Raw genomic sequence first — 26,873 nt, forward strand, 5'->3', positions numbered from 1 at the left:
GCATGCTCACATAAAAATAATCGAAAGAGGAACCGCAGATGGCGGCTCCTCTTTTTAAATGGTTACGGCAAGACATACGGTTGTTCGAAAACAATATTCTCGACTGCCTCTATTACTTTTTCTGTCCACTCCCGTTCCTGATCCACGTTCGTGAGATAAATCATTGTTTTATCTTTTTGGATGTATCGTCTTAGCCAGCTTCGATACCCCGGCCAGCTTCCGCCGTGATGCACGACTTTTCCTGTCACCTGATCTTCACACAGCCGCCAGCCATATCCATAATTTGATAGACGATTGTCGTTAAGCTGCACTGGGGAAAACGCTCTCTCTAGTGTCGCTTTTTTGACCAGCTTTTCTGTGTAGAGAGCTCTGTCCCACTTACGCAAGTCATCCAGCGTTGAACTGACCGCACCGTCTCCCTGAATGCCATCCAGATAAATGACAAAATCGTGCTCACTTGATTCATCCGGTAACACGATTGCTTCAGATTGAGGAGAATACACGTATCCATAGGCGTATTGCTGAGTTAACTCAGGAGAATATCTTCGGTTGTACACCTTCGTGTGCTGCATACCCAGTGGTTGAAAAATGTGTTGCTGCAAGAAATCGGCAAATCGTATTTCAGCTACGTGTTCTACAATAGACGCCAATAAAGCGTAGCCAGTATTACTGTACTCATACCTTTCATTGGGTTGAAACAACACGTCGGGTCGATGCTTGATCAGCTGTTCGAGTATGTCTTGATTTGTAGCAATATGTTTTTTGTCCCAAGATTTCGAAAACAATTCCATGTAATCTGGCAAACCAGATGTGTGTACAAGTAGGTTCTCTACGGTAATATCGGCGTATGGAAAACCTGGAAAGAAGCTATCCACTTTATCTGTATAGTCGAGCTTCCCTTGCTCTTGCAAGATCATGATGGCCATTGCTGTAAATGCTTTGGAAACTGATGCGAGTTCAAATACCGTATCCGGTGACAATCTCTCAGCCGTTTCCAGATTGGCGATTCCTATGGAATTTTGATAAAAAGGTTTCCCTTCTTCCAAAATCAAGATGTTGCCGCTCCAATTGTTTTGTTCGGCAATCGTAGAAAAAAGCTCATCAAGCTGACGGCATCTCGCATCACTTACGTTTGCGCGCTGGGTCATTTTTCGTTTCCCCCACTCGTTTTTTTATCTTGAATCGTAAATTGTCTTCCAGCAAAAGCCATTCGAACAATCTTATTATTTCCATCCCTGATAAACCGTGCGGAGAAATCGGTTCCAAAAGCCCGGACTACAAAGATATCTTCAGCAAATGGTCTCATCACGTAGTTTTCTCCCAAAAAGGAGAGCACCAGTTGCCCATTTTCCAATCGGATCGGCAATGTCCCAAACTCACTCGATTGATAATCCCCTGCGTATTGATCCATAGCTTCCTCGGTTAGGAAATCAATCTTGCTAACCAGATGAGAGGATTCCGGAGGGCGGTTTTCCAGACTATTTAACGCACCCACCATAACCGCCACAACAGGCGACAATTCGATATTGGACAGTGCCACTCCGGCCAGTCCTGTTTCGGGAAAGAAGCACATTTGAGCCGTTACCCCTTTAATACCACCACTATGTTCCACAAGCGTTTTTCCGTAGTAGTCAGTCGTTATGACCAAGCCGTACCCGTAAAATTGACCAGGTGCCATATCAGTCGGAAAATAAGGGGTCATCATTTGTTGTACACTTTCCGGTGTCAGGATACGATTGCCCTGTGCGGTAAGCCCACCTTTGCAGAACATGTCCGTATATTTCAACATATCCCGCACGGTTGATTTTATAAATCCTGCCGCCCGAGAAGCGGGAGAATCCCACCAGTTCGGAGATGAGAGCACTTCCTTGTGATCGCCTCTGTCTCGCATGATATACAGCTTTGTAATATTCTCATAGCCATTTAGCTCTTCCAGAAAAAAGCTCGTGTGCTCCATCCCGATTGGATCGATGATATGCTCCTTGACATAAGCCTCATACGACTTCCCGCTGACGCATTCAATGATCGCTCCCAGCAAGGCGAAACAGTCATTGGAATAACTGAACTCCGTGCCTGGTGGCCCTAGAAGCTCTAAATCTAATGTAGAGATTACACTCATCAGGTCTTCGTACGTATCGATTGGGACCGTTTCATCTGTCTGGTTTTGCATCAATGGAAGGTCTTCTACCTCCTTCGCGTCCATGCTTCGCATCACACTTGCCAAAAATGTGGGCAAGGGGGGAATTCCACTCGTATTCGTCATAAAATGATGAATCGTGATTTGCCCCACATCAAGATTTTTCAGACGGAATTCCGGCAAGTATTTGACAACAGGGTCATGTACGGATAACTTACCCGCCTCTTGTAATTGCATGACCGCCACACAGGTAAAGGATTTTGTTATCGATCCAATCCCAAATACTGTATCGATTGTAACTCCTAACTGCCGTTCCACATCACGGAAGCCAAATCCGTTACTATAGAAGATTTGACCATCTTTTGCTAATCCCATACAAACACCAGGAACCTGACTTTTGGTTATCCAATTTTGGGCATATTGTTCAAAAGAATCAATCCATCCGTTATTTTGCATATGTTTCTCTCCTTTGTTGACATGTAGTTAGTTCTCGATCCAGCTGTCATTATATGTCGGCATGACAGATGTCCACTTTACTCCCTTTATTCGAGAATTTATGACAGTAAAGGCCTTATCGTAATAGAGAGGGACAACATACGCTTGCTCAATGAGTTGCTTTTGTGCATCCATATACACTTGCTTTCTGGCATTCGTCTGTAAGGTTGTACGCCCTTTCAAAAGGAGTGCGTCCAGCTTGTCATCTTTTACACCAGACAGGTTGTAGGCACCGTTTGAATGGAAATAAAAGTATAAAATATCAGGATCATCATAGGCGCCCGATATCAACGTTACATCAAAATTTCCTTTGATGACTTCCTGCATGTACCCTCCTATTTCTAGATTCTGTATCATTATGTGGATACCAGCCTCTCCCAGCATGGCTTGGAGCAATTGGGCTTCTTTGTCAAAATCTGCGGTACTGAGTAAATTCAGACTCAGTGGTTTTCCGTCCTTTTCTCTCACACCACTTCCGTTTACTTTCCAACCTGCATCGTCCAACAATTTCTTTGCTTCGGCCACATTATACGCGTACCCGTACTTTTCTAAGGATTTGTCATACCCTAGCGTCGATGGAGATAACGGCATATGAGCCACTTCGCCTTCTCCCTGCGTAACCGCTTGGACAATGGCTTCTTTATTGACAAGCATATGAATTGCTTTACGTACCTGAATATCTTGAAACGGTGGTCTCTTCAAATTCATCTCCATCAATAAGCCTAGTCCAGGACGTAAGCGTTCTATCACTTGATATTTCGAATTATTCCGATAATAAACCGCGTCTTTCACAGGTATTTCCGTTGCTACATCGATAGCACCGCTCTCAAGCGCTGACAACCTGAGTTGGCTGTCAGCAATCGCTTTTATGACAAGTTTGTCGGCTCTTGGAGGACCTTGATTTTCATAATATGGTTCTCCCCACTGAAAAGCTTCATTTCTAACATAGGTGACACCTGCGCCCGTATTCCAGCTCTCAAACTTCCACGGCCCTACTCCCACAGGACTCCTGCCGTAATCCTCCCCAGCCTTTTCAATCGCTTTCCATGATAACGGCTGTGTTATATAATTCCCTAGTGAATCGAGGAAGGCAGTATTGGGTTCGTGTAGTTCGAGAACGAGGGTCTGATCGTCTGGCGCTTTGACACTTTTTATTGGAGCCATTACTTCAGCAGCTGTTTTTGCTTTTGTCTGCGGATTAAGAACACGATCAAAGGTTTCCTTAAAACTTTTGGCAGTCAGCGGTGTCCCATCGTGAAAGGTAATCCCGGAACGAATGGTAAAGGTCCACGTTTTGCCATCCTCAGAAATTTTATAGTCACTAGCCAGAGAGGGCTTGTATTCGTTTGAGGCGGGATCCTTATATAGTAGCGACCCACCGAGCAACCAGGTATAGACCCCAGCAGATCCAGCAGACATGTGAGCATCTAACGTATCCGGTTCATAAGGGTACGCTACTGTAATGGTTCCGCCCGATTTTGGTTTGGCACTCTCCTGTTGCTCGGCTGGCACAGTTGTTTGCGTGCTACAACCAACCACCAGGAACAGACATAGCGTGACAAATCCCCCTAAAAAGACACTGTACGCTTTTCGGTTGTTTTTTTTCATGTGTCAGCATGCCACCCCTACCCTTTTCTTTTGGAAAGAACTTCCGATGATGACAGATGATTTCACCTCCTTCGCAAGCTGTAACAAAGCGTACATTTACTCGTTGTCCAGTTGTTGAAGCTTCCACTGTACTCCTTGGTAGAATAATTCATTTGTTTTCATATACGTTTGCAGACCTGGGTACAGGATTAAACAGATTCTTCTAAAGCGTTCGAGATTTTCGGTTTGGCTTGAAAGCAACCATTCAGCAAATCGACGGAAAAATGATTGCGGGACAGGGAGTTCGTCAACATCCGCAAAGAGCAACACATACTCTTGAATATTCGCCTGTACGACAGGGCTGTCTGGAGTTGCATGTTGCTCCGCTGCTTTCAACAGCTGTTTATGGTTTTTAAGTATTCTGGCAGTCCACATCTCCACGCTGATTTTAGGCAGGTGAACTACTTCCAGAAAGGACATAACATCCTGCTTCATTTCCCGGACAATCTGCGGATCATTAAACATTGCCTCCAACTCATCTAATGCAGCCGTTTGCGCTGCCGAAAGATTGCCTTCCAGCAACGAAGAAACGTTAACCCCTAGTAAAAATATCTCTCGCCATTCAACCGGAAATTGTTCAGGAAAAACGGACGAAAACATTTTTTCTAAAATAAACTTTTCTCGTTCCAATGCATTTGCGGAAATGGATTCAATTAGCTCGTGCATATAGCTCAGAGAATCATTGCCATCCTCACTCTGCTTTGTTTGTTCCAAAATAGACTTCATGCTGGCAAGCGTACGCATTTGGATGTCCAAAGCTTCGATTTGCCATTCTATCGCCCTATCAACAGGGATATCCCCAGCTAACATTCTCTTAATCTCATCAATTCCAAAGTTTAAATAGCGAAGGGTTAGAATCAGTTTTAACCGCCATATTTCCTCTGCCGTATAAACACGATGACCTCCAGGTGTTATCTCAGCAGGTGAAAGCAGGCCAATCTCGTCATAATATCGAACAGTGGGTACAGAAGATCCTGTCATTTTCGCCACTTGTCCTATGGAGAACTTCGCTTCCATTGTTGTTAGATCGTTCTGTTGATTTTGTGTGTTGTCTAATCTGTTCCTCGCCTTTGCGTGCACGTTACAACACCCCTTTAGCCAATTATAAAACCTCATGTAGCTTGAGATTCAAGTGACAATATAAAAAAGCCAGGTAGTTGTTGACTCCATGGGAGTATTACCAATCGCTTGATGAACACCTGATAAAATCGTGTTTTCCGTAGACATAGCACCTCTTTTCGTATATTTTGGACTATATAGTGTCTATTCCGAACTATATACAGTTTATTTCTAGAAATCAAACGTACATACGTGTAAGATAACGTCCGAATTCAATGGAGGGCATTTATGGAAGAGTTTCACACAAATATTGGAGAGAACATAAAGCGTATCCGGAAGGAAAGAAACTTGAGCTTAGATAAAACTTCTGAAATAACAGGGGTTAGCAAAACGATGTTAGGACAAATTGAGAGAGGTAAATCTGCTCCAACCATCACAACCCTTTGGAAAATAGCTAGTGGGTTGCGCTTATCCTTCTCTTCACTCATTAGTCAATACAAGCCGAATGTTACGATTGTAAAAAAGAAGGAAGTAAACCCCATTATTGAAAATGACGGTCAATATCGTGTGTATCCACTTGTCCCCTATAATCCTGAACAACAGTTTGAGATTTTTTCAGTAACCCTTGAACCAGGATGCGAGCATATCGCAGAACCGCATACAACTGGGGTTGAAGAATTCATTCTCGTAAACGAAGGCACGCTAGAGGTTGTTGTCAATGAACAAATTTATGTCGTTGAGCCAGAAGATACTCTCATTTTTAAAGCGGACAGGCCACACATTTATCAAAACAACGGAGATCGTATCGTAAAGTGTTCGGTAATCATCCACTACTCCAGTCAATGAAAGCAAAGAGAAACCCCACTACCTGTAGGGTTTCTCTTCCGTTAGTGTTAGATCACTAGATAGATGCTATCCGTTTGCAGAGTTCCCCCATTCCCGTTTCCGCTCATGTAGCGAGCTCGCAATAATACGGTCCAGTACCTGTGTAAAGGTCATACCTGCTGCTGCTGCACTCTTTGGAAACAGACTGTTGGCGGTCATCCCCGGTAAGGTGTTCACTTCTAGTACGTAAGGCATATCCTGACACAAAATCATATCGACCCTTGCATAGACTTTGCACTGCAGCAGTTGGTAGCTGGCGAGGGCCGCCTCTTGCACTCGCTGCTGGATAACGGGAGGAAGCTCGATCACCTTCTCCTCCGCGCCGCCATCCTCATATTTCGCTCGATAGTCGAACCACTCTGAATGCGCCGAACGAATGCCGATAAGCGGGAGTACCTCGCCATCCAGAATCGCGCAGGTTAGCTCCGTCCCTTTCAAATAGGGCTCAATCAAGATCCCCTGATCCAAATAACTGGCTTCCTGAACAGCCGACAGCAGCTCCTTCTCATTTTGCACGAGCTGGACACCAATGCTGGATCCACCCAAATTTGGCTTTACAATCACCGGGTAACCCAATTGCTCCACCGCCTGTGGATCATAAACGTCCTTCCAGTAAAGACCTGCAGGCGTTTGAATGCCCGCCGTCTTCAGCAGCATCTTGGACAGTTGCTTATTCATACAGAGGCTGCTTGCCAGTACACCGCTTCCTGTATAGGGGATACCGAGTGTCTCCAGCGCTCCCTGCACTGTGCCATCCTCACCATATTGGCCATGCAGTGCCAACAGTGCGAAATCGATGCCTGCCTGCTGAACCTGCGTGATCAAATCCGCTCGCTGCGTAACGACAATAGGAACTGCCTCATAGCGACTGCGATCCAAATGATTGATCATCTCTTGACCAGTCTTCAGAGAAACCTCACGCTCCGAAGAAATACCACCCATAATAACGCCTATCTTCATGATGACACCTCATTTTTCTTCCAAATGGTTGTGCGGTCTGTAATCGTTACGTCTCAAGTAAGAGACGCGCCTGTTTGCCGATTATCTGAATACCCCGCTCGATATTTTCATCCGTTACTCGTGAAAAACCGAGTCGCAAGGTATTCGTCCCTGTTCCTTCTTGAATAAAAAATTTGTCCCCCGGTGTAAAAATGACACCCTGTTCTGTGCAAGCTTCTAGAAGCTGGCGTGAATTTACGACTGACGGAAAGGTAAGAAACAAATGCAAGCCCCCGTCGCCAGATAGCTGCGCCTCAGGGAGATGTGCTTCACAGCAGGCTTTTGTCAGTTCATATTTGCGCTTGTATTCCATGCGTGCTTTTTTGATATATTTATCGAAATTTCCATTCAGCAAATATTGATAGAGTATCGATTGATCGATGGTTGAGGTATGAATGTTGCGTGCACGCTTCATGCTTTCCAAATGGTCGATCAATGCCTTATCTCCGAGCACCCAGCCCACTCGCAAACCTGGGAACAGTACCTTGGAAAAGCTACCAATATAGATGACTCCGTTTCCTTGCCCTGCTGTTGCGATTAATGGGGCAACATGCGCTCCCGAGTAGCGCAGCTCCTCATTGAATCCATCCTCGATCACCGGAACCTGATAGTGCATCAGTAATTTCATAACAGCACTTCGCTTCGCCGGCGACATGACTATGCCTGTCGGATTGTGATAGGAAGGAGTCAAATAGGCCAAATCGAAGCTGGTTGTCTGCTTCTGCAATACCGCCTCAAGCTGCTCCACATCAATACCATCACTCTCCATCGGAATGCCGGTTATCTCAAATCCTTGCAGCTGCAAATTCTTGATCGCTGTATGATGGGTCGGATTTTCACAAATGGCTGCTCCACGGCGCGAAGAAGGACGAAGTGCCGACAACACGATATCGAAACCTTCTGTAAACCCGCTTGTAATCAGCATATCCTTACCGCTTACATCGACGCCTTTATTCTCCATATAGCGCATCAAGTAATCGATCAGTGGCTTGTAGCCCTTGGCATAGCCGTAGTTGAGCAGCACCTGCCCTTCGATTGCCATCCGATCCATAAAGGCCCGCCTTACATCCCCCAAATCAAACAAACGCTCATCCGGCGCGATGCTTGTGAATGAAATGGTTGCTTTTTTGCCGCGTATGCCCTGTTTCATCATGTCCAGTTCTACAGCGGATACAGCATATTCGTTCATTCGTGCCTTCCAGTCGATTTGCCATGCGGCAGAGCCTTCCGTATCACCGTTATTTGCAGCCAAATGGCACACCATAGTGCTTACATAGCTGCCTTTTCCTGGAATCGCATACGTAAATCCGTCATCCTCTAGGCCTTCGTAGGCAGCAATGACTGTATTGCGGCTCACCTTTAGCAGACTGCTCATTTCTCTTGTGGAGGGCAGCTTTTGATCTGCTTGAAGCGCACCCTTGATTATTAAGCGTTTGACGTATTCTTTCACTTGTATCGCGACTGGACGGTCACCAACAAGTCTGAAATCCTGGAACATCCTTCATCGCCCCCGTCTATAATGATGGCATGGGAGACGAGATAAAAAAAGAACCACCGTACTGGATTTTTCATCCTTCGGTGGTTCCTCTTTCGTAATCATTTTTTAGTAGGCCGCTAGTGTATCCTTTTACCAGATGCTATCCGTTTTATGGTTGTTTTGCGCCATCACAATATATTTGTCCAATTGCTGGCTTACCCCCAAAACTACGTCACTTGTAAGGCCATGTTTTCCGGCCAATTCAATCATTTGCTGTCGAAGTTGTTCGATGCTTGTTTCTAGTTCCAAGTGGTGGCGACTTGCTTCTATTCCCGCGCCCCAGATCGTGCACTTGCTTTTCGGGGATGTTCCTCGGTGCACAGAGACGTCCCTTTCTAATGAACTTACAAGAGCTTTTATGTTAAGCACCTCCTATGATTTACAAAATATGACATTAATAACTATAAATGAATATGCAAGAAATCACCAACTAAGGAAAAATGGAATAGAAAAAAACATCCTATCGAAAGGATGTTTTTTTGTGTGTATCTTATCAACTATTTTCTAAAAATCTGCACCATGCTGATAATTAATGACGTGTGCTGTGTCAGACTTTTGTGGTTCGTACACGATGCCGCTGCTAAACCCAAACGTTAGAAGAAGTGCTAGGAATACATGTTTCATTCTTTTTCATCCTCTCTACTTATCATCTTTTTCGTGATTGTTGATACATCGTCCTACAACTCGTACTCGTCTATACATGTAGCTTCAGCCTTCTTCTCTCCAATTACAATGGCTTGATATTGGAGGATTTGTGATGGCGAGGCAAGATGGCGATATTTTTCAAACAACTGTACACATTGCAGAGCATCATAATGTCGATTCATCAAATCCGATAGAACGAAACAGTGCAGGGTTTCATTGATTCCACTTTCAATGCGTCCCTTTGCAAAATCATATTTTGCTTTCTGATATCGATATTGGAGGTGCTGAACCATATTCACCAACATTGTTCGTTCATGGAATCTAGCAATATCTTTAGAGAGGCGTAATAAAACCTCATCCACACAAAAATGATATTTATTAGCTGCTTCCATAATCGTAACGAGGCCCGGAAGTATTTCAACAGGCTGCTCCGCCAGATAGTCGGTATATTCCTTAATAATTTTTTCATTCCCCATTAATACTTCCAGTGTGTAAAAATTCGCTCTCGCAAAGACAGTAAACCGCTCAACGATTCTAATCCCTTCATCGTCCAGAAGTTCAAACCAATGTAAATCGGCGTATGCTTGTACATATTCTTTGGATTGGGAATAAGCGCCTTGCATCTGTAGGACTAATCCTTTATATAAATAACCCATTCCGTAATAGTAGACAAGCGGTCGTTCTGTTTTTATCAACTCTGTCGTTCGATTTTTTCTGCGTTTTTGCAGCTTATCTTGATAAAAAATGTTGGAAAGCCCTCGTAGCTCATCTGCGTAGGTTTCTGCTTCACTCCATTTTTGCAAAGTGAAACAAACCTTCGACAAATTTAACAAAGCATCTAATTGATCCGTTTCGGGTAATCGCTTTCGATATGGCGAAAAGCGAATAACAGCCTTCTCATTTTCATCCGCATTTGTCCCGAGAATTGCCTGAAATAATCGGTAGTGACTCATCACAAACTGGGTAGAGTAGCTATCTTTCTCGTTCTCAATTACGTACTCATAGAATGGCACCGCCTTTCCCAGTTTTCCATCCTCATATAATTGCTCTGCCACAGTAAAAAGGATGGAGATATTTTTGGGATTCTCCAATAATTGGGAGGCAACAGCTTCGATGCAATCCTTTCGCCCATTCTCAGCGCTTCGAATCAAGTAAGGTATCAATCGGGGGCGCGAAATTTTCCCTTCATATAAACATTCATCGGGATAAAGTTCATACATCCAGCCTGGCTCGTAGCCAAACACCTCAGCGAGCGCGTCTAATTGACTTATCGTAATAGCCCGAGGCGGCTTCCCATTTAGAATCTCGCTCAATGTCCCCGGATTAATACCAGTTAAATCCCCTAGTTTGCTCAATGTATAACCGCGTGCTCTCCGATGTTGTTCGATTTCTGACCGCAGCGACTGGTGCAATGTCCCTAGCAGTCCCCCCATAATGGATCACCCTTTTAGTTTTGCTTTATTTTACAACCAAATGGTTATTTTTGGAAGATGCATAAGATATATCTTTATCATTTTCATGTCCGAAGATAAAAAAAGTAGTTAGTTTTAGACTCAATTATCAATCTTTACTGATCTGACAGCAAAAGCCCAGCATTCGTGCAAGCCGGGCTTTTGCTGTCGCGCTAACGGGAACTTTCGGGCCGTGTCACCTCAAAAACGTGACCAATCAAACAGCCTTCGTGTTGGACAGTCTTTACCGATATTGCGCCATTAGTTTGTCTAGCATTTCTCTCATAACATGAATCAACTCGTCTGGCGCTTTTACCTTTGCATCCGTACCCAATCCAATAAAAAAATGGCCGAAAAATGGAAGGCTGCTCGTGGGGATTCGATTGCCCAGCCATCCCGTGCCATCTTCTCGAACATGAATTTGCATTTTGTGCGCCGGCCACAGTTCGGATTCACATCTCTGCACCCCTGTTGCAGTAAGCTCAACATAAAGTTCCATAGCCGGACTCTCCTCTTCAAGGTGAGAGTCCCAGTTTCCTGTATGCACTTGCGTCAAATCGACCGCTTTTCGTTCGATCAGTTCAACAGATCTAACCCGGTCACAGCGAAACAAGCGAAAATCGCGGCGGTGAAAGCAATAGGCCGGACAATACCAAAACCCGTTGCTGGCATATATTCCGATCGGCTGAACATCTCTTAACCGCTTATCCTGTTTCGATTCGTACTCTATACGCACCACTTTTTGATCGATCGCAGCATCCAGCAACAAGCTCAAATATGGCGTGCTTGCATGTCTCATCGGCGTAACCAGATCAAATCGTTCCCGCATCCGGTCGATACGGTCCCGAATATCTTCTGACATATAAGAGTAAAATTTGCGCAACACTGAATCTGTTTCCGCCTCAAACGGAAGATTCGCGTAGTGCCTCAATGCATGGCTGGCAAAAAAGACAGCAAGCGCTTCGCCTTCCGTAAAAGCGACCGGGGGCAGCATTCTCTCGTTAAGCATCTTATATCCCCCATTCGGACCGACTTCCGAATAAAAAGGAACCCCTAGTGCGCTCAACTCCTGCATATCCCGCATAATCGTCCGCGTGGAAACTCCAAATTCACTGGCAAGCTGTTTGGCGTTGAAAGACTTCTTTTTGTTGACGGCCATCATAATCTCGATCAGTCTTTTGGATTTTGCCATGATAAACTCCTTTTTATTTATTACGACAAATATTGTCACTATTGTACGTTACGATGCTAATGAAGTCCAAAACAGCAAAAATTGGACCATTTCATTTAAAAGGAGATTGATTACATGTCGATGCGCACAACGTCGTTCATTATGCTGGATGGAAAAGCTACGGAAGCGATTGAGTTTTACCAAGAAGCGTTGAACTCGAAATTACTGTTCAAAACTACGTACGGGGAAGGCAAGAATGCCGAGAGTTTGCCTGAAGAAGGGAAAACGCGTATTGCCCATGCCGTGTTGCAAACTGGAGAAAATGATATGATGATTGCTGATCTTTTTCCGGGGCAACCTTATGTAATCGGAAATCAGGTGAATATTTGTATAACAGCGACGCAACAAAGCGAGATTGAAGAAATGTTTAATAAATTGAGCGAAAAAGGGCAAGTGTTGTTCCCGTTGCAAAAAACTGAATTTAGTCCCTGCTTCGGAATGGTGAAAGACCGTTATAACATTACGTTCCAATTCTACATGAATGATACAACAAGCAGTTGGAGCTGAAAATACCAGAATGAACGCTATAAAGCTCCGAGGGGAACCCCGGAGCTTTATAGCGTTCATCGTACCGCTTCTTTTAAACGTTCGCTATTCCTTTTTCCCAATCAACAATTCCACTTCCTCGATTTCCTTCGGGATCTGCGATGAGAGCACCTCGTAGCCGTCTGCTGTTACTAACACATTATCTTCAATCCGAATGCCAATCGCTTCTTCCTCTATGTACAGACCTGGTTCAATCGTGATCACCATACCGGGTTGCAAAGTAGCACTGTAATCCGAGACATCATGCGTATCCAGTCCAAGGTGATGGGACACGGAATGATAGTAGTATTTGGACAGCTCACTGCTGTCTTGGATGAGACCGAGACGTAGCAGGCCATCTGTCAGGACTTGTTTCGTCACATCATTGAGTTGTGTAAGTGTGACACCAGGCTTGACTGCTTCTATGGTCTTGATTTCTGCTTCGAGCACGAGCTGATAGATTGCTTTCTGACGTTCTGTAAAGCGACCGTTCACGGGAAACGTTCGTGAAATATCAGCTGCATAGTAATTCGATACTGCACCGAGGTCGAGGAGGACCAGATCACCATCTTCTGCACGCTGATTATTCGCTTCATAGTGCAAGATCGTAGCATTGATACCGCTACCAATGATAGGTAAATAAGGAAGCTCGCGAACACCATGCGATTTCAACGTGAAATCATAGTACGCCTCTAGCTCGTATTCCATGATTCCCGGACGTGCATGCGACCACATGCGACGGATTGCTTCATCCGTGATCGCAATCGCACGTCTGATTTCTCCGATCTCTGCTGGACTTTTCAACATACGCAGTTCTTTCAGCCATGGGCCCGCATCGTGAATCTGCAGGGTCCGATATTTCTTCTGCGCGTCTTCGGCAAAAGTCTCTGCAGGGGTCAGCTCGTCGCTCCATTGATAGCGATACAGGTCGAGATAGAGCGAGCACTTGCCTTCGCAGCGTCTCATAAAGGTTCCAAATGACTCCAGCCACTCGTCGAGATAGTCGAAGTGTTCGATACCAGACTGCTCTTTCGCCTCTTGATCCGATAAGACGGCCCCTGTCCATTTCGCTTCCAGTTCATTTGGGCGCTGAAGAAATAGCGTTTCGTTCACGATGCCAGCGCGTTTCGTGATCATGAGAATGAGGTTGCTGCGCGCAATGCCGGTTAAATAATAGAAGTTGCGGTTCGGTGAAAACAGGTATTTATCGTCATTGCTGCGTGTCTTGACAACCCCCGAAAATAGGACAATTGCGCTGTGGTCAGGCATTTTTTCCGCGAGTTTTTGACGGCGATTGATGAACTCTATTGAATGTAAGGTTCCTGTCATTTGTTTTATACCCCCTCGTTCGTGAGTTTCTTCTTATTGTAGGATACTTTCATCATTTGGGAAACGAGTTTCAACAAAGAGCAGTTGCTCTAGGCAAACTGCTCCTTGTTATCGTAGACTACGACCGCATTTTATGAAACGTTACTCTGCCACTCTTTTCGCCCAACGCAGGTCCGGTGTCCCGGTTACACTGAAGCGGATGCCTTCGATTTTTTTGCTGTTGAGGTAGTTTTCGTTATTGAAATAAACCGGGATGACTGGCATGTCCTGCATCAAAATGGTTTCAGCGTCGTGCAAAAGCTTCATGCGTGCTTCCTCGTTTTGCTCGACCTTTGCTTTTTCGATCAGCTCGTCAAACTTCGGATTGGCCCAGTTGGTGAAGTTGCGGGAGCTTTTCCCTGTATACAGCTCCAGCATCGCGAGCGGATCAAGGTAATCGCCGCCCCAACCCATGCGGGCAATCTGGAAGTTTTTCTGCTTGAACGTATCGATGTATGTTTTCCACTCCTGATTCTCCAGCTTCACTGGCACGCCCAAATTTTGCTTGAACATTTCTTGCAGGGCTTCGGCGATCTTCTTGTGGTTTTCCGCGGTACTGTATTTCAGTGTAATCGGCGGCAGCTCTGTCCAGCCTTCTTCCTTTAACCCTTCTGCCAGGAGCTGCTTCGCCTTGGTCGGATCAAACTGATAGTAAGGCGCTACTTCTTCGCGGAAGTCCTTACCCGAAGGAGTTTTCACCCCAAATGGCGTATAGCCGTACGCTGGAAGCTGACCTCCCTTGGTCACGTTTTTCGTCAGGATGTCCCGGTCGATCGCGTAGGAAAAGGCCTGACGAATTTTCGCATTCGTAAACGGCTTTTCCTCTACGTTAAACGTGTACGTATAAATGCTGTAGTCCGGGAATGATTTGTACTCTTCTTTCTCTTTTTCCTGCTCAATCACGTCGATCGGCAGGGAATCAATCAGATCAAGCGCTCCTGTTTTGAACATCTGGTAGTAGGTGGTCGCTTCGTTTACCATCTTGAAGTGGACGGTGTCCATCGCTACTTTTTCTTTCTCCCAATAGCTCTGGCTTTTGGCAATCGTCAGTTGGCTATTGTGGTCCCAGCTCCCCACGGTGTACGGGCCATTGGTCACGATGCCTTTCGCTTCGGCCGCCCAGTTTTTGTCTGCATCCACGACTTTTTTATTCACTGGCAGATAGGCGCGACTCATCATGATTTTCGGGAAATAGGTGATCGGGTCTTTCAGTCCAACGATGAGTGTTCGGTCATCCTTTGCCTTGATCTGAACGTCATCCACGCTGCCTTTGCCTGTGTTGTATGCCTCCGCGCCTTGTATGTAGTAGAGTGCGGATGGTTCATAGGCGGCAGTCTGTGGATTCAACACACGCTTCCAAGAGTATTCGTAGTCATGCGCCGTCACCGGATCGCCGTTCGACCATTTCATCTCGGGGCGCAGAGTAAACGTGTAGGTTTTGCCGTCCGGGGAGACTTCCACCTTTTCGGCTGCTCCTTCGCTGATGTCCCCATTTTGGCTGTATCGGTACAATCCTTCATACAGATGATCAATTACCCAGTACGATGTGGTATCGGAAGCGAATGCCGGGTCTAATGTGTACGGTTCGCCCCGCAGATTAGCGGTCATGACTTGTTTAATGGCTGTCCCCGTCTGTTGATCGGAAGATGCAGCTGATTTATCGCTGCCGCACGCAGAAAGCGCAGGCACAGCGAGAGCTAGCAATGCAACAAAAGTAAGCAATCCCTTTTTCATGATGATTTCCTCCTTGTTCTCCTCTGTCTACTGTACAAGATGGCAAGCGATCCAGTGTCCGTGCCACACCTCCTTCCAATCCGGTGCTGTTTCGGCGCAAACGCTTTGGGCAACCGGACATCTGGTGCGAAACGGACAACCGCTTGGCGGATGAATCGGGCTGGGTGGTTCTCCAGTCAGTACAATCTGCTCCCGTTCTTCGCGCTGGGCTGGATGGGAGACGGGCATTGCCGAGATCAAGGCTTGCGTGTAGGGATGCAGCGGTGTGGCAAACAACTCCTCGCTCGGTGCAAGCTCCATCATCTGCCCCAGGTACATCACGCCAATCCGGTCGCTGATATGCTTCACCATCGACAAGTCATGGGCGATAAACAGATAGGTGATAGACCGCTCTGCCTGAAGATCAGCTAAAAGATTGACGATTTGCGCCTGAATGGACACATCCAGTGCGGAGATGGACTCGTCTGCCACGATAAAGCTGGGCTCCACCGCAAGCGCACGAGCGATTCCGATACGCTGTCGCTGTCCGCCGCTAAATTCATGCGGAAAGCGTTTTGCGTGGCTTGGGTGCAATCCTACGAGCTCCAACAGCCGATAGATGCGCTCTTCTCGTTCTTTTCCTTTTGCCAATCCATAGGAGTCAATTCCTTCGGCGATGATGTCGCCTACCCGCAACCGCGGATTGAGTGAGGCCTGCGGATCCTGGAAGATCAGCTGCATGTGGCGGTTGGCTTCCCGTCGCTCACGTCGATCCATCCTGGCGATGTCTTTGCCTTGGAACAGGATGCGCCCTGCAGTAGCCGGATACAGGCCTACGATCGTCCTGCCCAGCGTAGACTTGCCGCAGCCGCTTTCCCCAACGATTCCGAGCGTCTCCCCTCGCCTGATTTCAAAAGAGACGCGGTCAACTGCTCTAACCCGTTGGCCTTTGCCAATCTCAAACGATTTAGCGAGATTCTCCACTTCTACTAGGTTGTCACCCATGTGTCTCCCTCCCTGCTACCATCCACACTTCTGCTCCCCGGGCACGCGGGTCGTTCAGCCAGCAGCTCGCCTCATGCTGATTGAAAAACGAATTTGATTGCGGCATATGCTCCAGGCAAATTTCCATGGCAAACCGACATCGGTCAGCGAACGGGCAACCAACAGGCGGACGAAACAAATCCGGCGGTGTCCCTTCGATGGGGATCAGTCGTTCTTTTTTACCTGCATCGAGACGTGGCACAGACTGCAACAGCCCTTGTGTGTATGGATGGCGCGGATTGTCAAAAATCTCTCCCACCGGGCCGCTCTCCACTACTACACCTGCGTACATGACCGCTACATGATCGGCCACCTCTGCGACTACGCCCAGATCGTGGGTGATCAAAATGATCGACGTCTGCAACTGCTCCTGCAATTCCTTCATCAGACGAAGTATCTGTGCCTGAATGGTCACGTCGAGCGCCGTCGTCGGTTCATCCGCGATAACCAACTGCGGTTGGCAGGCTAGCGCCATAGCGATTCCGACACGCTGCCGCATTCCTCCACTTAGCTCGTGCGGATATTGTTCAAATCGCCTCGCCGCCTCAGGAATACCTACCCTCTCCAGCAGTTTCAGCGTCTCTTCGTTTGCTTCCGTCTTCGTATGCTTTCGATGTTTGATCAGCCCTTCCGCAATCTGCTGACCGATTTTCATCGTGGGATTCAGCGAGGTCATCGGGTCCTGAAAGATCATACCGATCTGCGAGCCGCGAACCTGCTGCCATTCCAGATTCGTCAGCCCAGTCAGTTCACGCCCGCGAAACCGAATGCTGCCACCTTTTACCTGACCTGTTCGCGGTGGAATCATCCCCATCAATGCCCGAGCCGTCACACTTTTTCCGCAGCCGCTTTCCCCCACAATCGCCAGCGTCTCTCCCTCCTTCACAGAAAAGGAAACCCCTCTTACTGCCTGCACCTCTCCACCGTACGTGCGAAAGGAGACACGTAGCTGATCTACTTCCAATAAAGGCTTCATGATGTACTCCCCCTCATTTCCTGATCCGTGGGTCCAGTGCATCCTGCAAACCGTCCCCGAGTGCATTGCAAGCGAACATCGTAAGCGAAATCATGAATCCCGGAAAAAACAGTCGCCACCACTGTCCGCTCAGCATAACCGCCAGCGCGTCGTTGGCCATGGTTCCCCAGCTGGCTATTGGCGCTTGCACACCCAGCCCAAGAAAGCTGAGAAATGATTCGGCGAAAATCGCGTGCGGAATCGTAAAGGTCAGGTTGACGATGATGACGCCGATCGTATTCGGCAGCAGATGTTTGATGATGATTTTGGTATGAGAGGTGCCCAGCTTTTCTGCGGCCAGCACAAACTCTTGCCGCTTGATCTGCATGATTTGTCCTCTGACCAGGCGGGCCATCCCCACCCAGCCAGTTAGCGAAAGGGCAATAATGATCGTTGTGAGGCCAGGCTCCAGAACCACCATCAGCAGGATTACCACCAGCAGATACGGAATGCTGTACAGAATTTCGGCCAATCGCATCAGGATGTTGTCTACACGGTCGCCCAGTTTGTTCCTCCCTGCCATGTAACCGGATATCCCGCCGATGCATACACCAATCACGAGGTCGATGGCTGCTGCCGCCACACCAATAAACAAAGAGATTTGTCCGCCTGCCCAGGTACGTGCCCACATGTCCCGCCCCAAGTCATCGGTTCCAAACCAGTGCTCGCCCGACAGTGGCAGATTTCCTTTCGTCAAAGACTGTTCATGTGGGCTGTGGGGAACGAGCAGCGGACCGATGATTGAGAGGGTCACCACTGCTGCGAGCAGAAAGAACCCGAGCATTGCCAGCTTGTTACTGGATACCCGTTGCAAAACCTCCTGCCAATACCCAAGACTCGGACGCTCCCGAATTTCCTCGGATAGCCGGTTTCGGTCGACTGGTCGAAACAGGGAATCCAGTTGTGTTGCCTGATTGGCCATAACGCTACTTCCCTCCACTCGTTAATCTGATGCGCGGGTCAATCACCCGATACAGCAGGTCGATGATGTACAAAGTAAAAATGAGCACAAAGCTGTAAAACACTGTCGTTCCCAAAATAACGGGATAATCGCGGTTAAAAATGCTTTCCACGAAATATTTTCCGAGCCCGGGAATGGCGAAAATCTTTTCCACCACAAAGGTTCCGGTCATCAGGTTGGCAAACAACGGACCGATAAAGGTAAGAACAGGCAGGATGGCATTGCGCATCCCGTGTCTAACGACAATGGAAAAGGTGCCAAGCCCTTTGGCCTCTGCCGTGCTTATGTATTCCTGTTGCCAAACCTCAAGCATGCTGGCTCGTACAAAACGGGCGATAATGGCGAGCGGACCGATAGCGAGCGCAAGTGTTGGAAGAATCGAGTGCTCCCAGCTCCCCCATGCAGCGACGGGTAAAAGCTCCCATTTGACCGCTAAGTACTTGATCAACAGTGGCGCGAGAATAAAACTGGGGACGGAGATCCCGATGATGGCAGCAAACATAGACAAGAAATCCAAGGTTCGATTGTGATAGAGTGCCGCTACGATTCCCAGTGTGATTCCACCTGCCAGTGCGACCGCAAACGACTGGAGTCCCAGAACAGCCGATGCGGGAAATCCCTCTGCAATCAGTGTGTTCACATCCCTCGTTTTGGACTGGATAGAGGGCCCCAAGTCAAATTGCAGCAATCCTTTTAGATAAAGCAGGTATTGTACCGTGATTGGCTGATCCAGGTTGTACTCCGCTCGCATGTTCTTCACCACTTCTTCTGGAAGCATTTTGGCATCTGATGCGAATGGATCACCTGGAATCAAGTGCATGGTCACGAACGTTACCGTGACAATCATCCACAGCGTAACGATCATGAGAAAGCCACGCTTGACTGCATAATAAAGCACGTTGTTTCCTCCTTTGAACTATACATAGTAAAATGATATGAATACTATGGATTATAAATATAGAAAACCCCTCTCCGAAAAGAAGAGGGGCGATTGCACGTTTCCCACCTTCTCATCTCGCAGAATAACTCCGCAGGAATTAGCACCGTAAGGTCAATCAGACCAAGGTTGCCGGGTTTCATCGGGCCAGTCCCTCCACCACTCTCGATAAGAATGTTCTATGAAATTTAATTTCATTGTAAAATTCTTTTTTATCTTATCATTTTACTCGGATATGTCAATGCTGTTCCATGACAATTGATTTTTCTTTATTTTGTTTGTAAAAAAAGTAAATCTTCATACACGTATGAATAGGAGGATGTCAGCCCAAATCTTAATCGTGGTGGCTAGGATCAACAAGGCAAGAATGGATTGGAGAATCCGCGTGCCCAAACATTTGCTGACCTTCGTACCGAGCGGCGCTGCCATGATGCTGGCGATTACCATGATCACGGATGGCCACAGCAATATGTCCCCTGCCATCCATTTCCCTATCGTCGATCCAATGGAAGATAGAAAAGTGATGGCAAGAGAGGACGCAATCGCAACTCTTGTCGGTATCTTGAGGATGATCAACATGATGGGAACCAAAATAAAAGCGCCCGCTGCCCCGACAATTCCGGAGGCACCTCCGACCATCAAAGCAGATAAGACAGCTGTTGGTTTATGAAAGATAACCTCTGTCGTCTGTTCCCGTTCGTCCACTCGCTTTTTTGGCAGGAACATCAAGATTACAGCAATCGTGGCCAAGATGGCGTAAACGATATTGACGGCATTTGCCGAAAGAAATTTCCCTCCATATCCTCCAAGCAAGCTCCCGACAATAATGGCACTTCCCATGTACACAACGAGCTGGTAATGAATAAGCTTATCTTTGCGCAGAGTCCAAACAGCGGCTAGGGTGGCAAAAAATACTTGGACGGCACTTATTCCGGATACTTCGTGAGCTGTGTAAGCAACGAATCCAAGGGCGGGCGGAATGTACAGAAGCATCGGATACTTGATGATGGAGCCCCCGATTCCAACGAGACCAGAAATGAACGATCCCACGAAACCGATAACAAACAGTGTGATCACTAGGTCGATAGTCATAGGCTCACCCTTTGCAGCGACTCGCTTTGATTTCGTTTTATCCTCGTTGTACTACTGTCAAGCCGTCTATTTGCCATTGTAAGATACCGCCGCTCAAATTCATTACATCCTTGAATCCGTTTGCTTTAAGAATGCTTGCGCCAATGGCAGATCGGGCACCGGAACGGCATTGTACGAGAAGCGGTTTATCGTGAGGAATCTCATCTAGCCGCATGGCGAGTGAACCAAGCATGATGTGCTGTGCATCTGGAATGTGTCCTTCCTTCCACTCAGCCAGATTACGTACATCTACTACGTGAACCTCTCTCTTTTCCACGCGCTCTGCAATCTCTAGCGGTGTTACCTCTTCAATTGTCTCGAGCGAAGACACTTCCCTTTCCATTAGCTTGGTGCTGTCGATAAAGCCTGTGACATGATCAATCCCTACAGCATGCAAGGCTTGCAAAATCTCGTCCAGCGCATCTGGGGTGGTCAGGATGTGAACGGGGCGATCGTAATCGACAATCCAGCCTGCCCAGTTGGCAAATGACTTGTTGAGGGGAATGTGAAGTGTTCCCGCCAGATGCCCCTTCGCAAATTTCTGGAAAGTTCGCGTATCGATCATCTGTCCGTTTTCCAGTGATTCCTTTACCGCTTCTAGCGAGTTGAACTCTTGAACAACAGGAAGCTCCTTGAGCAAGGCAGGGCCTTCCTTATTCACGCGTTTCATCACCGCAAAATACGTTGGCGGCTCTGGTTGTCCATCCAGGAGCGCCTGAACGAATTCCTCTTCACTCGTGTGTGACATCGCCCAGTTAAAGAGCTTTTCATAGCCAACGGTAGAAGACGGCACGGCCCCCAGTGCTTTCCCGCAAGCACTTCCTGCGCCATGGGCTGGCCATACCTGCATATAATCCGGCAGTTGCTTGAATTTTTGGAGGGACTGGAACATGGCTCTTGCACCTAACTCGGACGTCCCCTTCATTCCCGCTGCTTTTTCGAGCAAGTCCGGTCTGCCGATATCGCCGACAAAGACGAAATCTCCCGTGAAGATCCCAATAGGGCGATCTGCATTCCCTCCAAGGTCTGTCAAAAGGAAGGAGATACTCTCAGGCGTATGGCCAGGGGTATGCATGACTTCAAATAGCAAGTTTCCGATAAAAAAGCGATCCCCATCGTGCACAAGCTGATGGCTCAAGCCTTTCACGTATTGATATTTCCAATCTTCATCGCCCTCATTGGATAAAAACAGCTTCGCTTGATGAACTGCGCCCAGTTCCCTGGCACCAGATACAAAATCAGCGTGAATGTGGGTTTCGGCGGCGGCTACAATGGTTACTCCCTCTGCTTTGGCGACCTGAAAATAAGGAGCCAGATTACGGGCGGGATCGATTACAATCGCCTCCCCGGTTTTTTGGCAGCCGACCAGATAAGATGCATGGGCCAGCTTCTCATCATAAAAGTAACGCAATAACATCGTGTATTCCTCCCTTAACCTGTCAATTATTTGTTTGCTTTTTCCGCGAGTAACTCAAGCAGAAACCGGAGTGATTCCAGATCGTGCAAAATGGATGTCTCCCCCTTTCTTTCGAAAACTCCCTCACATCAATCCTTTTAGCATGCCATTCCAATAAAGGATGGGAAGCAGTTCTTTTTTCATCAGGTACATACTGAATCTTTCTTTGGATTGGTCAAAAGGAAAGGTTTCGCACGGCTTCAGGTTGTAATCAAATTCGGCGAGTACCAGCTTGTTGTACCCCGTTACGAGTGGGCAGGATGTATAACCGTCATACTTGGCAGTCAATGGATTCCCATTGATCAGCGCGAGCAGGTTTTTCTCGACCACAGGCGCCTGTTTGCGAATAGCAGCTCCGGTTTTAGACGTGGGAAGATTCGTGCAATCGCCAATGCCGAAAATAGTGGGAAATCTCTTGTGCACAAGAGTAAATGCATCGACATCGACCCAGCCTCCTGTGTCTGCCAATGCGCTGTTTGCAATGAAATCGGGCGCTTTCATGGGAGGGGTCACATGAAGCATGTCATACTTCCATACTGCCTGCTCTTTGGTGTCCAGATTCTCGAAGACGGCTTCTTTGGTATCCGCCCGCACCTCCAGTAGGTTATGCTTGTATCTCGTTTCGATGTTCTTGCGACGAATGACCTTATTGAGGGTATTGGCATACGTGGGAACGTCAAAAATACTTCCCTTCGCTGAAGCAAAAATGATCGCTGACTCGTTGCGAACCTTTAACTTGCGAAAGTAATCATCGGCTAGATACATGATTTTCTGAGGGGCTCCGCCGCATTTTACGGGTGAATTCGGATGAGTAAAAATAGCAGTGCCGCCTTTAAAACTCCGGATGGCTTCCCATGTACTTTCTACCGTTTGGTATGCGTAGTTGCTGCAAACGCCGTTCTTCCCAACGGCATCCTTCAAACCCTTTACCCCCTCCCAATCCAGTTGCAGACCGGCAGCAACAACGAGGTAATCATAGGTAAAGACGGCCCCCTGCTTCGTACTAAGCGTTTGTTGTTCCGGTTGAAACATGGTGACCGCATCACAAATCCAGTCGACGCCTGTGGGAATCAGAGAGGCGAGGTCTCGCTCGGATTCCTCCTTTTTCGCGGCACCACCTCCGACTAATGTCCACAAAGGCTGATAATAATGCTTGGATGCGGGATCGATGATGGCGACTTGTCCCATGAGTCTTTTGGAAGCACGGACGAGACGGGAAGCAACAGAGATACCTGCTGAGCCTGCTCCCACGATCACAACCGTATAATGAACTTGTTTTGCCATAGCTCCTCCTTCGACGACCATTTGGTTTCCAATCATACGATGACCGTTCATAAGATGCAGTCTCTCTATTCAGTTTATTCCGCTGACATTTTTTCCATATAGGGGAAGTCCCCTACTTTTGGATTCAAACCATTAAAACGCCAGATCGAGATATCTATTTTTTATGGCGTATTGGATCAATTGATGCTTGGAATCCAATCCTAGTTTCTGCATGATATTCGTTTTGTGGTTCTCCACGGTTTTTACGCTGATCAACAGCTTATCCGCCATTTCCTTATTGGAATAGCCAAGCACAATGAGTCTGACAAGCTCCTTTTCACGCAGCGTTAAAACAGAAGGCAACGTCTTGGCATCCGATCTCAGCCATTGATTGATGATTTCTTGCGATACTGAAGTCTTGTAAAAGCACTTGCCTCTGTAAACCTCCACAATGGCTTGAAACAGCAGTTCTCCATGGCTGTTTTTTAAAATGTAGCCATGGGCTCCGACCGTGATGGCCTCCTGGACGAAAATCTCCTCGTCATGCATGGTCAATATGACGATTTTCACCAAAGGATTCGACTTGCGAATCTCTTTGCTCGCGGTAAACCCATCCAACCCGTTCGGCAATGACAAATCCATCAGCACTACATCGGGTTTCAGCTGATTGGCTTTCAGGATGGCATCATTGCCTGTATGACTCTCTCCGACAATTTTAATTTGAGAGTAACTTTCGAGAAGCACACGCAATCCCTTCCGAATCATCGTGTGATCATCAACCAAAAGCACTCGTATCACTCTACTCTCCCTCCTTGTCCTGCTACCGTTACCTTGATCGATGTACCTTCGAGGAGGACGGATTGAATCTGAAGAGTCCCCTCCATCTGATCCACTCGTTCTTCCATATGTTTGAGGCCCAGACCAACCTGAACCTGATCGCGCACAAATCCGATTCCGTTGTCCTGAATCAGCAGAGTCAGTAGGTCGTCTTCCTTGTACAAGATGACTTCAATGAGTGTGGCCTTCGCGTATTTCAGTGCGTTATGTAAGGATTCTTGGATGACACGGTACAGATTGATTTCCAAGTTTGGCTGAAAATGATCACTAACATTGCTGTAAGAAAAGGTAATGGAAACATCCTGATGTGCTTTGTTCAAGCTAGAAACAAGATGCTGTACGGTAGGAATCAGCCCCAACTGATCGAGACTATGCGGACGCAGCTGTAGAGAATACAGCTTGACGTCTTGTATTGCTTTTTCCAGCTCATTCACAATCTCTTGCATGAATTCCCGGAATTGTCCCCTCTCGTTGAGGCGTGCTTGAATTGCCTGAATACCTACTGAAACAGAATACAAGGATTGACCTACGCCGTCGTGCAGTTCCCGGGCCAGGCGCTTGTGTTCATTTTCTTGAGCTTCTAGCGTTTTTTGCAGCACCTGCTTGGAGATTCTGACCTCCTCTTCTTTTTTCTTGACCGTCATATCTTTTAAGACCAAAAGGACATCGTGCATGTCTTGTTCTCCATTTTCATAGATGACAGCCGTGCTCATCTCCATGTCTACGTACCGTCCTTCATAGGTAGGCATCGCAGAGAGAAAATAGGGAACCTCCCGTTTGGCGAGCAAATAACATCGTTCTTCTCCCGGTTCCAACTCTCTGTTTTGGCAGTAGGAGCAGAACGGGACCTTTTCTCCTCGTTTCCAACCGGTCATTTTCTCTGCGGATGGGTTCATCACCATAATTTTTCGTTCCTGATCCATAAGAATAATCCCGTCCTGCAAGTGATCGAAGATTTGCTTCAGATACCCGTTATCCATGGCTTTTCCTTCTTCACCATAGCGTTCAAAATAAGTCAGACTTTGATCCATCATAGGTCCTCCATACTGAAAGATATTGAGATCATTTCCCCTATGACCCAATCGTAAAAGACCGGGAGCACCTTTCAAATAGGTACCTTCCCCTATCTTTTGTGACGCTAAATGATGGTCAAATAGATACTGTGTTTTGATTCGCATCTGCGTATGAAAAAGCCGAGTAAACGCTAGGTATCATCTCCTAACATGTACTCGGCTTGCCACCTGAATATTTTCCTCCGTGTCCAACGACGATCTACGGATAACTGTTTTCTTCCTTCCACGATTGAGCTTTAGCAATGAACATCATCGGTCTTATCGTAATCCAACAGAACTTTTTTTGCTTCGTTCATAGGCAAAAATGATCATCGTTACGCCTAAGATTGCACAAATCATATACATGAAGGAATAAGAGAAATGATCAGCGACTGGCCCCATGATGACTCCTCCCAGAGAAACACCCAAATCGGCCATAGCTATGAATAACCCGATTAACACATTGCGATCCGTCTTTGGCAGAACAAATGTCAAATACGTCGTTAACGTAGGATAGAGAAGGGCTTGAGCAATTCCCATTAATATGGCCCCTACGTAGAGAAAGGCTGCTCCACCCACGCTAGAAAAGCTTACACTTAACGCCGCTACTGCAAGAATGAGCATAATTCCCATCATAAAAGAGGAACGCCACTTACCGTCTGACGGAATTTTCTTTCTCAACACAAACCGCGATAATACGATGGTACCCGCTTGAAGCATCAGGAAAACCCCCGCATTCCCGTAGTTGATTTGTACAGCGTACAGCGGTATAAAGGTTGTCACAGCTCCAAATATAATGGATGCCGCCAGCATCAGGACGCTGCATTTACATAAATACGGGTTTTTGACTAATTGGCTCACAGAACCAAGCATGGTTGCTCCCTGTTCAGTCTGACCCGGAGCAGGCTCAGCTACTTTTTTGTCGATGCTGGCGCTATAACCCACCACTCCTGTAAGGATCGCAATGGTGACCATGGCAACTGTAAAATAAGAGCTATCCCCCGCTTGCCAGATGCCTAAAGCGAGTAGAGGGCCAAAAATACCCGGCAAATAAGCACATAAGGAATACAGGGAGATCCCTTGTGAACGATCCTTGTCCGGCAACGCATCAATAATCCCTAGCTGTAAGGCCATGGAGAAAAAAGCGGTACACATCCCTTGCAGAATACGGGCAACAATAAAACCCTCTAATTCAGTAAACGTATATAAAATGAGAGCCGCTCCATTGAAAATAAGAATCGTGCGGAGCACTTTGATTGGTCCATGTTTTTGGATGATATGGCCTGCCCACGGCCGAAAAAACATGGTTGTAAACAGATACGCTCCCATAACGACTCCAATTGTTGTATTGGTCGCACCTAACTCTGCACCCTTTAACGGAATAATGACATTCAGAATAGAGTTCGCACTAAAATACAAAAGAGTCAATATGTATAATCGTAAAAATGGCCAAGACAGAGCCCCTCTCATAGCTCTTGCTCCTTC

Annotated in this window: 23 protein-coding genes and 1 riboswitch; of the genes, 2 read left to right on the forward strand and 21 right to left on the reverse strand. The window is 47.0% G+C overall.

Features of this window, described 5'->3' with window-relative positions:
* Positions 1–62 precede the first annotated feature (62 nt).
* The 4 genes from HP570_RS10885 to HP570_RS10900 form a co-directional block, all read right to left on the reverse strand.
* On the reverse strand, positions 63–1,148 hold the full coding sequence (locus tag HP570_RS10885; protein WP_173625758.1) for a serine hydrolase domain-containing protein: 1,086 nt from the start codon (positions 1,146–1,148) through the stop codon (positions 63–65).
* Entirely contained in the window at positions 1,145–2,593 is a 1,449-nt protein-coding gene (locus HP570_RS10890; RefSeq protein ID WP_173625759.1) for a serine hydrolase, read from the reverse strand. Before HP570_RS10890 ends, HP570_RS10885 begins: the two co-directional genes overlap by 4 nt.
* 27 nt (positions 2,594–2,620) lie before the next feature.
* Entirely contained in the window at positions 2,621–4,240 is a 1,620-nt protein-coding gene (locus HP570_RS10895) for an ABC transporter substrate-binding protein (protein ID WP_173625760.1), read from the reverse strand.
* 96 nt (positions 4,241–4,336) lie between these two features.
* Positions 4,337–5,296, reverse strand: a complete 960-nt coding sequence (locus tag HP570_RS10900) for a MerR family transcriptional regulator (RefSeq protein ID WP_254456969.1) — start codon at positions 5,294–5,296, stop codon at positions 4,337–4,339.
* A 330-nt stretch (positions 5,297–5,626) separates the two neighbouring features.
* Between HP570_RS10900 and HP570_RS10905 the strand changes: the two genes are divergently transcribed.
* Positions 5,627–6,184 (forward strand): helix-turn-helix domain-containing protein, encoded by a 558-nt coding sequence (locus HP570_RS10905; protein ID WP_015891143.1) that lies wholly within the window; start codon positions 5,627–5,629, stop codon positions 6,182–6,184.
* Positions 6,185–6,250: 66 nt separating this feature from the next.
* Here the strand turns inward: HP570_RS10905 and HP570_RS10910 are convergent, their stop codons facing one another.
* From HP570_RS10910 to HP570_RS10930, 5 genes are all read right to left on the reverse strand, one after another.
* Positions 6,251–7,183 carry a D-alanine--D-alanine ligase gene (locus HP570_RS10910; protein WP_173625761.1) on the reverse strand — a complete coding sequence of 311 codons (933 nt, stop codon included), beginning with the start codon at positions 7,181–7,183 and terminating at the stop codon, positions 6,251–6,253.
* Positions 7,184–7,229: 46 nt separating this feature from the next.
* Positions 7,230–8,720, reverse strand: coding sequence for an aminotransferase-like domain-containing protein (locus HP570_RS10915; protein WP_173625762.1), 1,491 nt, complete (start codon positions 8,718–8,720; stop codon positions 7,230–7,232).
* 129 nt (positions 8,721–8,849) lie between these two features.
* Positions 8,850–9,080, reverse strand: coding sequence for an aspartyl-phosphate phosphatase Spo0E family protein (locus HP570_RS10920; RefSeq protein ID WP_081437239.1), 231 nt, complete (start codon positions 9,078–9,080; stop codon positions 8,850–8,852).
* Positions 9,081–9,436: 356 nt separating this feature from the next.
* Positions 9,437–10,837 (reverse strand): helix-turn-helix domain-containing protein, encoded by a 1,401-nt coding sequence (locus HP570_RS10925; RefSeq protein WP_173625763.1) that lies wholly within the window; start codon positions 10,835–10,837, stop codon positions 9,437–9,439.
* Between the two features lie 262 nt (positions 10,838–11,099).
* On the reverse strand, positions 11,100–12,047 hold the full coding sequence (locus tag HP570_RS10930; RefSeq protein WP_173625764.1) for a helix-turn-helix transcriptional regulator: 948 nt from the start codon (positions 12,045–12,047) through the stop codon (positions 11,100–11,102).
* 114 nt (positions 12,048–12,161) lie between these two features.
* On the opposite strand from HP570_RS10930, the gene HP570_RS10935 reads away from it, so the two are divergent.
* A complete protein-coding gene (locus tag HP570_RS10935) occupies positions 12,162–12,593 on the forward strand; it encodes a VOC family protein (protein WP_173625765.1) in 432 nt (143 codons plus the stop codon).
* Between the two features lie 84 nt (positions 12,594–12,677).
* Here HP570_RS10935 and HP570_RS10940 read toward each other — a convergent pair whose 3' ends face one another.
* From HP570_RS10940 to cntE, 12 genes are all read right to left on the reverse strand, one after another.
* The gene (locus tag HP570_RS10940) at positions 12,678–13,940 is read right to left on the reverse strand and encodes an aminopeptidase P family protein (protein WP_173625766.1); all 1,263 of its coding nucleotides are present in this window, start codon (positions 13,938–13,940) and stop codon (positions 12,678–12,680) included.
* A gap of 141 nt (positions 13,941–14,081) precedes the next feature.
* Positions 14,082–15,713: a peptide ABC transporter substrate-binding protein gene (locus HP570_RS10945; protein ID WP_173625767.1), complete on the reverse strand. Its 1,632-nt coding sequence runs from the start codon at positions 15,711–15,713 to the stop codon at positions 14,082–14,084.
* 27 nt (positions 15,714–15,740) lie between these two features.
* Entirely contained in the window at positions 15,741–16,697 is a 957-nt protein-coding gene (locus tag HP570_RS10950; protein ID WP_173625768.1) for an ABC transporter ATP-binding protein, read from the reverse strand.
* Positions 16,690–17,712, reverse strand: a complete 1,023-nt coding sequence (locus HP570_RS10955) for an ABC transporter ATP-binding protein (RefSeq protein ID WP_173625769.1) — start codon at positions 17,710–17,712, stop codon at positions 16,690–16,692. Before HP570_RS10955 ends, HP570_RS10950 begins: the two co-directional genes overlap by 8 nt.
* Before the next feature lie 13 nt (positions 17,713–17,725).
* Entirely contained in the window at positions 17,726–18,673 is a 948-nt protein-coding gene (locus tag HP570_RS10960; protein WP_142495929.1) for an ABC transporter permease, read from the reverse strand.
* 4 nt (positions 18,674–18,677) lie between these two features.
* On the reverse strand, positions 18,678–19,610 hold the full coding sequence (locus HP570_RS10965) for an ABC transporter permease (RefSeq protein WP_173625770.1): 933 nt from the start codon (positions 19,608–19,610) through the stop codon (positions 18,678–18,680).
* Positions 19,611–19,719: 109 nt separating this feature from the next.
* Positions 19,720–19,824, reverse strand: a riboswitch (SAM riboswitch).
* Between the two features lie 122 nt (positions 19,825–19,946).
* Positions 19,947–20,741: a sulfite exporter TauE/SafE family protein gene (locus HP570_RS10970; protein WP_173625771.1), complete on the reverse strand. Its 795-nt coding sequence runs from the start codon at positions 20,739–20,741 to the stop codon at positions 19,947–19,949.
* 37 nt (positions 20,742–20,778) lie between these two features.
* Positions 20,779–22,197 (reverse strand): MBL fold metallo-hydrolase, encoded by a 1,419-nt coding sequence (locus HP570_RS10975; protein ID WP_173625772.1) that lies wholly within the window; start codon positions 22,195–22,197, stop codon positions 20,779–20,781.
* 123 nt (positions 22,198–22,320) lie between these two features.
* Positions 22,321–23,520, reverse strand: a complete 1,200-nt coding sequence (locus HP570_RS10980) for an NAD(P)/FAD-dependent oxidoreductase (protein ID WP_173625773.1) — start codon at positions 23,518–23,520, stop codon at positions 22,321–22,323.
* A 132-nt stretch (positions 23,521–23,652) separates the two neighbouring features.
* Complete coding sequence (locus tag HP570_RS10985) at positions 23,653–24,297, reverse strand: response regulator (RefSeq protein ID WP_173625774.1); 645 nt, start codon at positions 24,295–24,297, stop codon at positions 23,653–23,655.
* Positions 24,294–25,367, reverse strand: a complete 1,074-nt coding sequence (locus HP570_RS10990) for a PAS domain-containing sensor histidine kinase (RefSeq protein ID WP_173626138.1) — start codon at positions 25,365–25,367, stop codon at positions 24,294–24,296. The genes HP570_RS10985 and HP570_RS10990 overlap by 4 nt, the downstream gene beginning before the upstream one ends.
* Positions 25,368–25,667: 300 nt before the next feature.
* Positions 25,668–26,858 carry a staphylopine family metallophore export MFS transporter CntE gene (gene cntE, locus HP570_RS10995; protein WP_173625775.1) on the reverse strand — a complete coding sequence of 397 codons (1,191 nt, stop codon included), beginning with the start codon at positions 26,856–26,858 and terminating at the stop codon, positions 25,668–25,670.
* Positions 26,859–26,873 lie beyond the last annotated feature (15 nt).

This window comes from Brevibacillus sp. RS1.1, assembly GCF_013284365.1.
GTDB lineage: Bacteria > Bacillota > Bacilli > Brevibacillales > Brevibacillaceae > Brevibacillus > Brevibacillus brevis_D.

What these genes read in the sequence shown, in the direction of transcription:
- HP570_RS10885 (WP_173625758.1), bottom strand. Translation starts at nt 1,148, where the DNA reads ATGACCCAGCGCGCAAACGTAAGTGATGCGAGATGCCGTCAGCTTGAT.
- HP570_RS10890 (WP_173625759.1), bottom strand. Translation starts at nt 2,593, where the DNA reads ATGCAAAATAACGGATGGATTGATTCTTTTGAACAATATGCCCAAAAT.
- HP570_RS10895 (WP_173625760.1), bottom strand. Translation starts at nt 4,240, where the DNA reads ATGAAAAAAAACAACCGAAAAGCGTACAGTGTCTTTTTAGGGGGATTT.
- HP570_RS10900 (WP_254456969.1), bottom strand. Translation starts at nt 5,296, where the DNA reads ATGGAAGCGAAGTTCTCCATAGGACAAGTGGCGAAAATGACAGGATCT.
- HP570_RS10905 (WP_015891143.1), top strand. Translation starts at nt 5,627, where the DNA reads ATGGAAGAGTTTCACACAAATATTGGAGAGAACATAAAGCGTATCCGG.
- HP570_RS10910 (WP_173625761.1), bottom strand. Translation starts at nt 7,183, where the DNA reads ATGAAGATAGGCGTTATTATGGGTGGTATTTCTTCGGAGCGTGAGGTT.
- HP570_RS10915 (WP_173625762.1), bottom strand. Translation starts at nt 8,720, where the DNA reads ATGTTCCAGGATTTCAGACTTGTTGGTGACCGTCCAGTCGCGATACAA.
- HP570_RS10925 (WP_173625763.1), bottom strand. Translation starts at nt 10,837, where the DNA reads ATGGGGGGACTGCTAGGGACATTGCACCAGTCGCTGCGGTCAGAAATC.
- HP570_RS10930 (WP_173625764.1), bottom strand. Translation starts at nt 12,047, where the DNA reads ATGGCAAAATCCAAAAGACTGATCGAGATTATGATGGCCGTCAACAAA.
- HP570_RS10935 (WP_173625765.1), top strand. Translation starts at nt 12,162, where the DNA reads ATGTCGATGCGCACAACGTCGTTCATTATGCTGGATGGAAAAGCTACG.
- HP570_RS10940 (WP_173625766.1), bottom strand. Translation starts at nt 13,940, where the DNA reads ATGACAGGAACCTTACATTCAATAGAGTTCATCAATCGCCGTCAAAAA.
- HP570_RS10945 (WP_173625767.1), bottom strand. Translation starts at nt 15,713, where the DNA reads ATGAAAAAGGGATTGCTTACTTTTGTTGCATTGCTAGCTCTCGCTGTG.
- HP570_RS10950 (WP_173625768.1), bottom strand. Translation starts at nt 16,697, where the DNA reads ATGGGTGACAACCTAGTAGAAGTGGAGAATCTCGCTAAATCGTTTGAG.
- HP570_RS10955 (WP_173625769.1), bottom strand. Translation starts at nt 17,712, where the DNA reads ATGAAGCCTTTATTGGAAGTAGATCAGCTACGTGTCTCCTTTCGCACG.
- HP570_RS10960 (WP_142495929.1), bottom strand. Translation starts at nt 18,673, where the DNA reads ATGGCCAATCAGGCAACACAACTGGATTCCCTGTTTCGACCAGTCGAC.
- HP570_RS10970 (WP_173625771.1), bottom strand. Translation starts at nt 20,741, where the DNA reads ATGACTATCGACCTAGTGATCACACTGTTTGTTATCGGTTTCGTGGGA.
- HP570_RS10975 (WP_173625772.1), bottom strand. Translation starts at nt 22,197, where the DNA reads ATGTTATTGCGTTACTTTTATGATGAGAAGCTGGCCCATGCATCTTAT.
- HP570_RS10980 (WP_173625773.1), bottom strand. Translation starts at nt 23,520, where the DNA reads ATGGCAAAACAAGTTCATTATACGGTTGTGATCGTGGGAGCAGGCTCA.
- HP570_RS10990 (WP_173626138.1), bottom strand. Translation starts at nt 25,367, where the DNA reads ATGGATCAAAGTCTGACTTATTTTGAACGCTATGGTGAAGAAGGAAAA.
- cntE (WP_173625775.1), bottom strand. Translation starts at nt 26,858, where the DNA reads ATGAGAGGGGCTCTGTCTTGGCCATTTTTACGATTATACATATTGACT.